This is a genomic window from Gaoshiqia sp. US2 (assembly GCF_059705485.1).
The window spans coordinates 3,457,394-3,470,397 of record NZ_AP048550.1 but is presented as its reverse complement, the minus strand read 5'-3'; the positions used below and the strand labels follow the sequence as shown (position 1 = coordinate 3,470,397).

Below are 13,004 nucleotides of genomic sequence, written 5' to 3'. Positions count from 1 at the left end.
TAAAGCTAAAAATAAAAACAACGAAGGATTTGTCATTCCCAAATTATTTCACCAGATAAGCTAACTTTTTTTGTCGATTTTATTGATTTTAGAAATAGCGAATGATTGTCTTTTGAGTAAACAATACTTTCACATATTTCATCGATTTCATATTTCGCATTAAAGACATCAGGTTTCATAGCAATGTTACTTGTGGTGCCAGAATCCTGCACACTCGGATAAATAATCGCTTCAATTTTTCCACCATAAATTTCATGAAAAATCTTATCTGCAAAGTGTGCACTAAAGATGTAATTTATGTCCTTGCCCTTTTCGACATATTTGCCAAAATGTTTTGATATAATACAATAGTGCATGAATATCATTTTTTGCCATTGTGCTGGCTCTTGCAATAAAGCCTTTTCAAATTCAGTGCGAAGTTGATAATCATTACATTTTGCATAATCAATGATTGGAGAGACAATTAATGGGGTATCTTCATTTTTCAATTTCCATTTGGAAATTGTAACCAAATCACCAACATCAGGATTGGTTTCCTTTATTAATGTTGGTAAAATAAATGTAGCGTACAATACACTTTGATATTTAAGATTTGCTCTTCCGTATTTATGTAAAACCTCTTTGGGCGGATTTTTTAAAAACTCAATATCATTGATAGTTTCATTATTATTGTCGCGCAAATTCCTGTTAATAGTGAGTCTTTGTATGTTTGGTATAACTTTATTAAAAGCAAAACATAAAGGTTTAAAGTGTTTTAGCTCAGAAATGATTAAATTTTCTTCGATAGACGAAGTCGTAATATCTACTTTGTCAATATCTTTCAGGTATTTTATAAATGATGGGTCAAGCTCAAAATTCATTATAGTTGATTTATATTGTTAATATACAATTTTTTTAATTGAAAACCCCTATTGATATTTCGGATCTCAAATATCGATGAAAGCTGATTTTAACAAACAGATTTGAGAAAGCATCTTATTTCCTTTTACTAACCAAGTTCATCATCCGATACCTTATTTCACAGTCCATCACCTCCAAACCAACTTTATCAATGGTAATTCCGACGATCTGTTTTGCCGGAATCTTCAATCGGCTTTGATAAAGTAGCTTGTCCTCATAACGGCAAAAGAAATTGACTTCCCATCCTTTTTTGGCTGCTTCATCCAGTTTAAATTGAATATCCTCAGCCCGGTAATGTTTGGAAGCATTTTCAAGCCCATCGGTGAATATGGCAAGAAACACCTGATCGTCAGGTTCTGATAATTCAGAAATTTTAACAATGGATACTCCAATGGCATCATACAAAGCAGTGAAACAGTTTGGTTGATAATCTGCTTCGGTAAGTTTCTTGATATGATCAACATCCTGGGCAATGAATTTAAACTCAACAGAATCATTAAAAGCGCAAAAGGTAAGTTTGATAATTGAATCAGGTTCCTCCTTCTTCAGTTTTAATATCATGTCAACCTGCTCATTAAAGCTGAGGATAACTTCCTTTTTGAGGTCGCTCATCGAACCACTCTTATCAAGTATTAAAACGTAATGAATAGTGTTTTTCATGTTAAGGGATTTAGTGTTTTCCTTTAATGTTGATAAGATTAAAATGTCACCCTTTCTTTTCCGTTTTTTTTGAATTATTTTTGATTATCATATCAAAACTTCAATTATGGACTTCGGCAATAATGAATGGGACCTGGCCGATAAGCATTTAAACAATTGGTTGAATGAGGACAAAGATGAGAGTAGCCTTCAACTCATTGATATTTTAAAGTCAACTTACCTTACATTCAGGCAGAAACAAAAGGATAGGATAGGTAATTTCTGCAAGCAGGCATTTGAATATTATCAAGAACAGCAAATCAATTTTGCCCATGAGTTAATCAATGAACAAGAATATAAGTATGAGAGTCATTCGATTAGTTTCAGAAGAGTTGAATTAAGCGAATCCGAAAAAAGGGAAAGAAATTTAAAAGAAAATCACAAAATCATAACTGGCATTCTATCAGGAGATCAGCAAGTTTTAAATGACTTGTATGAAGGCGAATTTTCTAAAACTGTTAAACTGGTTATTCTCAATTCGGGTGATCTTGATTCCGCAAAGGACATCTTTCAGGATGCCTTGGTGTTACTTATTGAAAAAGTATATGCCAAGAAACTTGATTTGACCTGTTCTGTGAAGACTTATCTCTATTCCATTTGCCGACTTATGTGGATGGATCGACTCCGTCAAAACAAAAGAGAAATGCCGCTAAATGACTCTTATTACTATATTAATGCCGATATTACAGTTGACGGATATGAAAATACTTCCAATATCTATGAGAACGTCAATGCCGCTATTGAAACTCTTGGTGATCCATGCAAACAATTGATAGAATGTTTCTATTACAAAAACCAGGGTTGGGATAAAATTGCCAGTTCTCTCGGTTACGCCAATGCTGCCAGTGCCAGGAACCAAAAATATAAATGTTTGGAAAGGGTTCGTAAAATAGTTGATGTTGAAAATTAATGTGTGAAAATCTGAATCTACACTTACATTTTCAGTTTAAAAGTCCAGATTAGATCGGACTATTATTTTTTGTTCTAAATCTCTCATTTGGTTTTTAAAAGAGGATTTCGCACAAAAAATATTCACTCAAATTGGAAGTTCAAGTTCAAACTATCAAATCAAAATTTGTCAGATTAAGTACGAATTATTCTAAATTTTCAACCGCTTAATGGCGATGCGCCTGATCCTGGGGTATTGGTTAAAGGGACAAAAATAGCTGCTTATTGGCCCGATGGGCAAAACAACGGTACCGGTCCCGAAATGCGCCACCTCGGTTGGCGATTGGACTGCTTGGGCGATATGGGGTTTTGGCCGGAATGGGGATGGGACCACATGACCGATGTTTATCCCCAGCATATCATTAAAAGCGGAATGGGTGAAGCCTGGAAAAAAGCACCGGTCACCATGGAGATTTGCGGGACTTTTTTGCGATGGCTGGAAAAGGAAAAATACGATAAAATGACTGTGGATTATATTTTCGGACAAGCCCTCAAGTGGCATATTTCTTCCTTTAATGCAAAAAGTTCACCTATCCCGGAAGAATGGGGACCATTGGTAAACAAATGGCTGAATAAAATGGGGTACCGTTATGTATTGCGGAAATTCACTTTCCCTTCAAAGGTAACGCCACAAGGACAAATGGCAATAACATCGTGGTGGGAAAACAAAGGGGTGGCGCCAATTTACAAGGATTACCTGTTGGCACTGCGGCTAATCAATTCTGAAAAAGTAGAAGTGCTGCCTGCTTGTGTCGATATTAAAACATGGCTGCCAGGTGATATTGTATATGATGATGCCTTTTATATTCCCTATGATATGCCGGTTGGAAAATACCAATTGCAGGTAGCTATTGTCTCCCCGGCAACTTTTGAACCCATGGTCAAGTTGGCCATTGATGGAATTAATGACGAAGGATGGTATCCGATGGGCGAAATTGAAGTGACGGATGGACTGAAATGAAATCATCAACAGTGTAAGCATTCGGCGTAATACATATTGCCAGCCAGGGGATCTCGCCGTTTCTTTGATGGAAAAAAATGAGGATGACACTATCAACATTTAAGAGGCTCTTCCAGGAGTATCAGGAGTCGGGCTTGAACGTAAAGGACTTTTGTTCCAACCAGGGCTTTGCCCCTTCCACATTCTACTACTGGAAGAAACAATTGGGTGAGATGTCGCGGCATCAGCCCGAGAGTTTTGTTCCGCTGGTCTTTGATTCCAACTTACCGGTTGCCAGTCGGCGGACAATCCAGGCTCCCATCAATAGTTCCGGTATCCCAGGCAATCAGGCTCCCATCGAGTTTGTGTTTCCCAACGGTACAAAAATGATGATAAGAGATAAGGCCGATATGCATTTGCTAAAAGCAATTGTTCACCTGTTTGATTAGAGCCGGATGTTTCATTTACATGGTAAGCTAAAGTACTTTCTTTATCCGGCACCGGTGGATATGCGCAAAAGCTTTTACACCCTCAGTGGCATAGTAAGCTCGGTCATGAAACGCGATGTTCAAAGCGGTGAGGTTTTCATTTTTGTCAACCGAAGACTCACCATCATGAAGATTCTGCACCTGGAGCACGGTGGCCTGGTTATCTATCACAAGAAGCTTGAAAGTGGGGTTTTTAAGCTTCCCACCTTCGGTGAAGCCCTCACATCTCAGTCCATTGATTGGCACGATTTAATGATGATTGTAAAAAATGTGAAGCCTAAAAAAAGGCTCTTGAAAAAGCGACAAAGCGAAGCACTTTTTTAGTTTTTTTCAGGCACCAAAAATTGGCTGAAAGCCTTGATTTTACTATCTTTACGCTCATAATCAAACAGTGGTAAATGAGCGATTTTGCAACCGGTAAAGATGTGTTAATCCAGGAGCTTCTTCAGGAACGTGATGAGCTGTTCCAGGAGCTTTCCCGGTTGCGAAAAGTCGATAACGGGGCCTTGGAAGCCCTGGAGTCCAAAAATCAGAAATTAGAGGTTGTCGTAGCTCAAAAAGACCAGCAAATCCATAAGCTTACCGATCAGCTGGCCTGGTTTCGCCACAAGTTTTTTGGGAAATCCAGCGAAAAGCATATTGCAGAAGATCCCAATCAAAGAAAGATTGACTGGGATGGCCTGGATGTACTTCCTGAAGAACAGATCGCCATAAAAGATGCAGAGAAAGAGTTAATCGAGTATGAACGGCGCAAGCCTGAAAGAGAGAAAAAGAACGCTGTTCGCCAGCCGCTTCCAGACCACCTCAGGCGGGAGATAGAAGTAATAGAGCCCGAAGGAGTCCAGGATAACTGGGTACGCATTGGCGAGGAAGTAACAGAAATACTTGAACACAAACCCGGCGAGATTTATGTACGCCGGATAGAACGCCCAAAATACGCCGTAAAGCAATCAGCAGGAGAAGAAAATATTACGAATGAACAGGACCGGAAGGAAAACCCGGCTATCCGTATTGCATCCATGCCACTATTGCCTTTACCCCGAAGCAATGCCGGCCCTTCGTTGTTGGCCGAGCTGATGATGAACAAATATTTTTACCACCTGCCTTTTCATCGTCAGATTGCCATATTAAAGATGGTCGGGGTAAGATTGCCCGCATCAACCGTTAATGGTTGGTTCCAGGGCAGCAGCGATTTACTTCGGGCGCTTTATCTTCGCTTAAAAGAACTCATTCTGGCATCCGACTACATCCAGGTTGATGAAAGCACCATCCCGGTTATCAATAACGAAAAGCACAAAGCCAGTAAAGCTTACCTGTGGATGGTCCGCTCGGTAATGGACAACCTTGTTTTCTTTCACTACGATAAAGGCTCCCGGGCCGGGAAAGTAGTGGTTGATCTTTTGAAAAATTACCAGGGAGCTGTTCAAACCGACGGTTATCAGGCATACTCAATCTATGAGCAAAAGAAAGGTGTTTTGCTCCTGGGTTGCTGGGCGCATGCGCGCCGCAAATTCTCCGAAAGTCTTCCCGAAGACAAAGCCGGAGCAGGGTATGCATTGGCACAAATAGCCAAACTCTATCAAGTTGAAGAAATGGCCACTGACCAGGAAATGGATTTCCGGCAAAGAGCTGAACTTCGAAAACGGCTGGCCTATCCAATTATGCGTGCCTTTGAAAAATGGATTGAAGGATATTACCCTAAAGCGCTGCCGGGTGGTAGAATGGGCAAAGCGCTGGCTTATACCTACAATCTTTTTATGCGTCTGTCCCGCTATCATTTGGATGGCCGCTACCTGCCTGACAACAACCTGGCCGAAAATGCCATCAGGCCACTGGCCGTAGGAAGAAAGGGGTATTTGTTTTGTGGCAATCATGAGTCGGCAGAGAATGCTGCCATCATGTATTCCCTGCTGGGGTGCTGTAAAGCCAGTGATGTGAATCCCCGGGAATGGTTGACCGATGTATTTACCAGAATCTCATTGTACAACAACAACTACGATTTAGACTTGGCCGACCTTTTGCCACACCGTTGGAAAAAATCCAACAAATGCCAGAGTTTTTCAGAAAACTCCAACTAATTCCAAGAGATTCCAGTAGAACTTAGAAAATTCCAAATCTCAGGCTGGTATCCCCGGTCTAAGAGAAAATTCAGTATACGTGGCAGGCCGAATGCTTACTCAACAGTATCGGAATTATCGTCATGATGGGTCATTCGCCGCTTAACCCAAAACTCATACTAGTTTTTATTAAAAATGCGAATCAAGGGTTGAAAAACTAACAAAAAAAGTTCTTTAAATAGTTAAAAATCAACGCATCATGTTTGTTTGGATTTTTGAAGATCAGCATCTTAAGAACAGTTTCGAATTGATTATGAGATATGATTTCCAAGGATAAGGACGACAAGTTAATAAGAATTTACTGTTTTGTATGCGACAAATTTGAAGATGAACTTCAATTTTATTGCTAAAGGTTCACATGCATTAACAAACCCGCATTTAGCGACCAGGAGATTATGACGATCAATTTGTATGCCATGCACCATGAAGGGCGCCGAAAAGTAACAATGCCCATTATAAACTGTTCTGGCAAACGGTCAGGAAAGGTTGCTGTTGAGATAACCGATAAAGGTTTTTGTTCAACCATAAGCAGTTAAAGGAATGGAGGAAGTAATCAAACAACGGATTAAGGCAGCTGATGATTTATTCTCAACGGTTGTTTCAAGAATAAGACAGCCAATTGAAGCCATATTCAATTGGCTGATTGAAAAGGCTGATATCCAAAAAGCCAGTAAAGTAAGGTCAACAAAAGAACTCATGATTCATGCCTTTGGGCGATTGGCTTCTGCTTTTATAACATTAGCAATTTAACCATTGATTTACATAACTTATCGAAAGAATATAATCAGACTTACTAAATATTGGTTTCAGGAAATAGAACGAACAGTAAAATGACAAAGAAGATATTATACTTGATTTTATTTTGTACAACTTTTTTATCTCAGGTGACTGGACAGAAAGTGGCAAGACCCCTGGTTTTGGGCATTGTCAAAATGACCTTTTTAGTCAGTGATTTCCAGATAGCCAGAGATTATTACGGGGAATTTTTAGGTTTTGAAGAAGCATTTTCTTATCCCTCTGACTTAGGAAAAATCATTTCTTTTAAAGTGAACGACCGCCAGTTTCTTGAGTTTGTAGAAGACAAAGATGCAAAGAAAAAACCGCATTTGGTGTCCGTTTCATTTGAAACCGAAGATGTGGGGCAAATGCAGGAATACCTTCAGAAGAAAGGGATAAAAGCGCCTGCAAAAGCAAATACAGACGGGGCAGGTAACGAAACCATCCTGATCCATGATCCCTCCGGTGTTCCTGTGGAGTTTATCAAATTTGGGGAACATTCGTTACATAAATTATCGAAAGGAAAATTCCTTTCAGGCAGGAGGATATCCAAACGCATCCATCATGTGGGCCTGTATTGCAAAGAAGTCCTTGACAACGATCCATTTTGGGTTGGGATAATGGGATGCAAAGAGTTATGGCGTTACCCGGAAGACCATCAGCAGAAAGTGCAGATGAATTACCTGCATTTTCCCGATTGTATTGAAAATATAGAACACTATCCGTCGGATGACGTCAACTTCAGCCATCCTTGTTTTTTAGTCGACGACATGCAGGAAACAATTTATACCCTGAGAGAACGACAGGGGAACAACCAGCTTGCAAAGCCAATAGTTGGTAAAGGGAAACGCTGGCTGTTGAATCTGCAAAACATCGATGGAACAAAAGTTGAATTTACAGAAGCTCACACCATACGATAACCATAAACAAGTGAAATATGAAAAAGGATGGATTAAGCCGCCGGAAATTTATAAAGGAAACTATTGGCGCCAGTTTACTCGTTTCAGGAACAGGGCTTTTGCCTTCATGTTCTATTCTTCAACCGACTTTAAAATCAGATTCTCCCTATGATGCCAAAGGGTTGCCTACTGTCCTGTTTGGCTCGACAGGGGTACCTGTCCCCCGTATCCTTTGTGGTTTAGGCTCACGGTTTTGCCATATTGATAGTGATGAACAAGCTCAAGAAATGCTACATTATGCGTTGGACAATGGACTTTATTATTTTGATACTGCATGGGCTTACGACAACACACTTGGCCTGCCTCCCGGAAAAAAGAAGAACCCCCGGTACATCTCCAGCGAAGAACGTATAGGCCCGGTAGTAAAAGAGCGCAGAAAGGAGATTTTCCTGTCAACAAAAGTGACCAGCCGCGACCCAGATGAGGCCATGCGCCAGATCGAAACCAGCCTGAAAAGATTGCAGACAGACCACCTGGATCAACTGATGATTCACGATGTATGGACGATTGAAGATGTAGATAAGCTCAGCGAGAAAGGAAACCTCATTGATATTTTGCATCGTTTAAAAGAACAGAGGCTTACCCGGTTTATTGGATTTTCAGGCCACACCGACGCTGTTGCAATGAAAGAAATGGTAGGCCGGGGCGATTTCAATACCATGCTTATTGCAATGAACCACTGGAATGTGGGCAACAATCCACAGAAACGCGAGGAAATGGCAATCCCGGCCGCCAAAGAAAAAGGGATGGCTGTAATCCTGATGAAAGTTGTCCGTCCGCGTGAAACCATTGCCAATCTAAATCCTACTGATTTGATAAAATATGCCCTTTCACTTAAAGGCCCTGATGTGATTGTTTTAGGGCTGGACAGCATGGAAGTAGTTAATTCAAACCTTGAAATATTACGCAACTTCAAACCCATGGACGAAGCAAAAATGAAAGAAATGGCGATCCAGCTTACCCCGTTTTTTAACCACAAAAACCTGCCCTGGATGCAACCATGTTACCGGGATGGGAACTGGGGATAATGTTGGATTAAGTATGATTTCCTTAGAATATTATTGAGCCCACTCCAAAAAGTGAATATTTTAAATCACTGTTATCCGACTAAAGTCGGGAATGTAAAGTTTTATTGTATGTAATGGTTTCACTATTATGGTTTTAATTTTTTCAGTTTATTAATATCCTCCTCGATCTCTTTCAAACTCGCTTCTTTGGAGAGTTTCTTCTGTTCTTCCTTGTATTTTTCGTATTCTACACCCGACTTGTTTAATGCCATTTGATGGCTTATTGTGCCAGCGTGTGCGAGTAGTTCCCGGCCATTTAATTGCAGAATGGAATCGAGGCGTTCAATCCAATCTTTCATGTACATGGGGATTTGCTGTTGTGCCATAGTTTCGGCAAAAGCAAGGTATTGTTCAACTAATAGTCCTAAAAGTTTTATTTCGTTCTCGTTTAGGTAATTCTTTGCAATGCTTACATCTGTTTTTTTAATGCTCACTGCGCCTTTCTTATCGTACGATTGCATTCCAAGTAAGGGCAAAGAAGCATCGACACGGCGGTATATCAATTCGGCGGCTGTTTGTTGGCTAATTGCCCAAAGCAGTTTGTTTTGCACTACTTTAAAGAAAGTAATGGTCTTTTCGTCGTTGGCATCGTAATCGATGCTGGTTGAATATATATCTTTGATTTTTTGGTAAAAGAAGCGTTCGGAAATGCGTATCTCCCTGATGCGTTCCTGAAGTTCGGTAAAGTAATTCATGGAATTGCCCGACTTGAAACGCTCATCGTTTAAGGTAAATCCCTTAACAATGTACTCCCTAAGCCTTTGGGTTGCCCAAATACGGAACTGCGTACCCTGTTGCGATTTTACACGATAACCGACCGAAATAATGACATCGAGGTTGTAATGGTTTACATCGTAGGTTTTACCATCATTTGCAGTTGTCCGGAAATTCCGGACAACTGAATTTTCGTTCAACTCGCCTTCTTTGAAAATGTTGCTAATATGCTCAGATATAGTACGTTTGTCCTTATTAAAAAGCAGACCCATTTGAGTTTGTGAAAGCCAAACGGTTTCTTGTTCGAGGCGAACATCTATTTTGATGCTACCTTCGTTATTTTGATATATGAGTATTTCGCCAGTGTTCATAATTTCTCATTAGTGTCCGACTAAAAAAAATAGAGAAGGTACTCCCTTACGGTTTCCCTTCAAAGTTGTAAATTGATTTTGCGAAAAACTTTTTACAACATGGATAAAAATACAGAAATAAAATTTGTCGGACAGCCGATTTTAAAACAGATATTAAACTTGACAGAGAAAGTCAACATATCCTGGATCGTAAAGGCACATGACAGTGACCGGTACGACAAAGCCTTCAAGTCCAGAACCCATTTGATTACGATGCTGTTTGGGATCTTGATCCGGTGTGATTCGATGACCGAAGTCTGTGAAGGGCTGCGGGCTATGGGAGGAAAATTAAACCACCTTGGACTTGAAAAAGCTCCGTCCAGAAGTACCGCCAGCGACGGGTTAAGAAACCGGGATAACCGTTTTTTCGAGGCCTTATATTTTGCCTTGGTTGACAAATACCGATCATTTTTGTCGGACAGCCGGACCTTGGGCCTAACCTTTAAAGAAGTGCTTTTAATCGATTCGACCACGATTCGTTTGTTCAGCGATATTTTGAAAGGAGTTGGACGTAATCCCAAAGGAGATAGGAAAAAGAAAGGCGGTTTGAAAGTTCACATGCTCATTGATGCTGTCCAGTCGGTAGGACGGTTTATAAAAATAACGGCAGCAAAAGTTCATGACAAAAACTTTTTGAAAAGCCTTGAGCTGATTTCGCACAGCATGATCGTGTTCGACAAAGCCTACAACGATTACCACCAGTTTGCCTTGTGGACCACACAGCAGGTTTATTTTGTTACCCGTTTGAAAAAGAATGCAGTTTACCAGGTTGTTGAAGTAAAACGTGCCCATTACCGGAAAAAGGAGAAAGCCAAAGTGCTGCGCGATGAGATAATCGAACTCACCTATCACCCCGAAGATGAAAAAGGGAAAAAGCAATTGAATGTTTTCGAAAAAATCCGGTTGCGCAAAGTATGTTACCAGGATGAACAAAACCGGTATTTTGAGTTTCTGACCAATAATTTTGACATAACAGCCGAAGAGGTCGCCTTTCTTTACAAAAAACGCTGGGGCATCGAATTGCTGTTTAAGAAAATGAAGCAAAACTTCCAGCTTCACTATTTCTATGGAGAGAATGAAAACGCAATACGCACACAGGTTTGGTGCACACTCATTGCCCAACTGCTGATGACTGTTATTCAAAAGATCGCACAAACCAAAAAGGCTTTTTCGGTTGTGGCTTCACTGGTACGGATACACCTGATAAGCATGCTTGATAGGGTAGAACTGCTTCGCAGTACCAACCGGGCATATAAAATACAAGCCGGAGAACCTCCCGGACAATTGCAATTAAAGTGGATATAAACAGGAGGGTCTGTTTGGCGATTGAGAAACAATCTCCCGAAAACCGGCCATTACAGACAATAAAACTTTGCATTCCCGACTTTAGTCGGATTATAGTGATTAATTACCTATAAAATCCAGTAAATGAAAGGAAAAGAAAACAAGAGAAAATAGATTTACTTTCCGATACAGAAATGCTTAAAAATATGTCCCAGTACTTCGTCGTTACTGATTTCGCCGGTGATTTCGCCTAAAAAATAAAGACATTCGCGGATGTCCTGGGCCAGGAAGTCGCCTGACAGCTGCTGTTCCATGCCCGACTGTACCCGTTCAATGGCCTCGCTGGCGCGGGTGAGCGCGTCGAAATGGCGGGCGTTGGTCACAATGGTATCTTCTTCGCCAATGTTTTCGAGCGAAATTACCTGTTGCATTTTGGTGATCAGCTCATCGAGGTTTTCTTTGTTTTTGGCTGAAAGAAAAACCAGTTCTTCCTGTTCTTTCAGCGAAAGTTGTTTCAGCCCTTCGATGGTGTCGGTTAAGCCGGTATCGACTTTATTGGCCGTAATAATCAGGCGCTGACCGGTAAGTCGTTCGCGGATCTTGTTGATGCGTTTTGTGACCAGGGAGAGGGGATTGGTGGTATCGACCACCAATAACACGATGGTGGCCTGTTCCAGTTTGCTGTAGCTGCGTTCAATGCCTAAAGTTTCAATCGTGTCAGTGGTTTCGCGGATACCGGCCGTATCGAAAAACCGAAAAGCCGTTCCGTGAATGTTGACCACGTCTTCGATGACATCGCGGGTGGTGCCGTGAATCTCGGAAACAATGGCCCGTTCCTCGTTCAGCAACGCATTCAGCAGGGTTGACTTACCCACATTGGTTTCGCCGATAATGGCCACCGGAATCCCGTTTTTGATCACATTACCCAGTTGGTACGAGTTTTTCAGTTTCAACACCACCGCAGCGATCTGATCGACCAGTTGTTTGAGTTGCGAACGGTTGGCAAACTCCACATCTTCCTCGCTGAAATCGAGTTCCAGTTCCACCAGCGCGATGAAATGTAATAACTGCTGCCGCAAGCCCGAAATCTCGGCCGAAAAGCCGCCGCGCATTTGGTTCATCGCCACTTTTTGTGATGCTCTGGTGGTCGACGCGATCAGGTCGGCCACCGCTTCGGCCTGCGACAAATCCATCTTCCCGTTTAAAAAAGCGCGTTGCGTAAATTCGCCCGGCCGGGCCATGCGTGCACCATTCGAAATAAGCAATTGCAGGATGCGTTGTTGGATGTAAACCGAACCGTGGCAGCCAATTTCAATCACATCTTCGCCCGTGAAAGAGTGGGGGGCCCGAAATAAAGAAATCACTACTTCATCAATGATTTCGGCCTCTTCGCGCAGTATGCCGAAATGAAGTGTATTCGCTTTTTGATTGGACAGCTTCTTGTTTTTTACCGGCGACCGAAATATCCGGTCAGCTATTTCAATGGCTTTTTCACCAGACAGGCGAATGGTGGCAATGGCTCCCATACCGGGTGAAGTAGCTATTGCGCATATGGTAGATTGATCGAACATCATATCAGTTTGAAAGCTCAAAAATACAAAATACATCGGTCATTTAGCGCAGCCGGCCGGTTTAATGAGGATGACGGGAAGAAACAATCAGGCGTATTTCATTGTCAGAGTAAAACTTTTCAGTCGAAGA

General features: G+C 41.3%; 13 protein-coding genes. 9 read left to right on the top strand and 4 right to left on the bottom strand.

Translation table 11 applies throughout. The features are described 5' to 3' along the window. Window positions 1-32: 32 nt before the first annotated feature. Complete coding sequence (locus AC6H3C_RS13980) at window positions 33-860, bottom strand: hypothetical protein (protein ID WP_497516017.1); 828 nt, start codon at window positions 858-860, stop codon at window positions 33-35. A 115-nt stretch (window positions 861-975) separates the two neighbouring features. Next, window positions 976-1,560: a vWA domain-containing protein gene (locus tag AC6H3C_RS13975; protein WP_497516016.1), complete on the bottom strand. Its 585-nt coding sequence runs from the start codon at window positions 1,558-1,560 to the stop codon at window positions 976-978. 106 nt (window positions 1,561-1,666) lie between these two features. On the opposite strand from AC6H3C_RS13975, the gene AC6H3C_RS13970 reads away from it, so the two are divergent. From AC6H3C_RS13970 to AC6H3C_RS13935, 8 genes are all read left to right on the top strand, one after another. Beyond that, the gene (locus AC6H3C_RS13970; protein ID WP_497516015.1) at window positions 1,667-2,509 is read left to right on the top strand and encodes an RNA polymerase sigma factor; all 843 of its coding nucleotides are present in this window, start codon (window positions 1,667-1,669) and stop codon (window positions 2,507-2,509) included. A gap of 234 nt (window positions 2,510-2,743) precedes the next feature. Then, a complete protein-coding gene (locus AC6H3C_RS13965; RefSeq protein ID WP_497516014.1) occupies window positions 2,744-3,508 on the top strand; it encodes a DUF4832 domain-containing protein in 765 nt (254 codons plus the stop codon). A gap of 83 nt (window positions 3,509-3,591) precedes the next feature. Then, window positions 3,592-3,936: an IS66 family insertion sequence element accessory protein TnpA gene (gene tnpA, locus AC6H3C_RS13960; RefSeq protein ID WP_497516013.1), complete on the top strand. Its 345-nt coding sequence runs from the start codon at window positions 3,592-3,594 to the stop codon at window positions 3,934-3,936. A 6-nt stretch (window positions 3,937-3,942) separates the two neighbouring features. Beyond that, entirely contained in the window at window positions 3,943-4,299 is a 357-nt protein-coding gene (gene tnpB, locus AC6H3C_RS13955; protein WP_497515904.1) for an IS66 family insertion sequence element accessory protein TnpB, read from the top strand. Window positions 4,300-4,373: 74 nt separating this feature from the next. Continuing rightward, window positions 4,374-6,053 carry an IS66 family transposase gene (gene tnpC / locus AC6H3C_RS13950; RefSeq protein WP_497516012.1) on the top strand — a complete coding sequence of 560 codons (1,680 nt, stop codon included), beginning with the start codon at window positions 4,374-4,376 and terminating at the stop codon, window positions 6,051-6,053. A 579-nt stretch (window positions 6,054-6,632) separates the two neighbouring features. Beyond that, a complete protein-coding gene (locus tag AC6H3C_RS13945; protein WP_497516011.1) occupies window positions 6,633-6,842 on the top strand; it encodes a hypothetical protein in 210 nt (69 codons plus the stop codon). 80 nt (window positions 6,843-6,922) lie between these two features. Continuing rightward, window positions 6,923-7,789, top strand: a complete 867-nt coding sequence (locus AC6H3C_RS13940) for a VOC family protein (RefSeq protein ID WP_497516010.1) — start codon at window positions 6,923-6,925, stop codon at window positions 7,787-7,789. 17 nt (window positions 7,790-7,806) lie between these two features. Continuing rightward, window positions 7,807-8,856 (top strand): aldo/keto reductase, encoded by a 1,050-nt coding sequence (locus AC6H3C_RS13935; protein ID WP_497516009.1) that lies wholly within the window; start codon window positions 7,807-7,809, stop codon window positions 8,854-8,856. A 125-nt stretch (window positions 8,857-8,981) separates the two neighbouring features. On the opposite strand, the gene AC6H3C_RS13930 is transcribed toward AC6H3C_RS13935, so the two are convergent. After that, window positions 8,982-9,980: a virulence RhuM family protein gene (locus AC6H3C_RS13930; RefSeq protein ID WP_497516008.1), complete on the bottom strand. Its 999-nt coding sequence runs from the start codon at window positions 9,978-9,980 to the stop codon at window positions 8,982-8,984. A gap of 99 nt (window positions 9,981-10,079) precedes the next feature. Between AC6H3C_RS13930 and AC6H3C_RS13925 the strand changes: the two genes are divergently transcribed. Then, window positions 10,080-11,324, top strand: a complete 1,245-nt coding sequence (locus AC6H3C_RS13925) for an IS4 family transposase (RefSeq protein WP_497516007.1) — start codon at window positions 10,080-10,082, stop codon at window positions 11,322-11,324. A 155-nt stretch (window positions 11,325-11,479) separates the two neighbouring features. Here AC6H3C_RS13925 and mnmE read toward each other — a convergent pair whose 3' ends face one another. Further along, window positions 11,480-12,877: a tRNA uridine-5-carboxymethylaminomethyl(34) synthesis GTPase MnmE gene (gene mnmE, locus AC6H3C_RS13920; protein ID WP_497516006.1), complete on the bottom strand. Its 1,398-nt coding sequence runs from the start codon at window positions 12,875-12,877 to the stop codon at window positions 11,480-11,482. Window positions 12,878-13,004 lie beyond the last annotated feature (127 nt).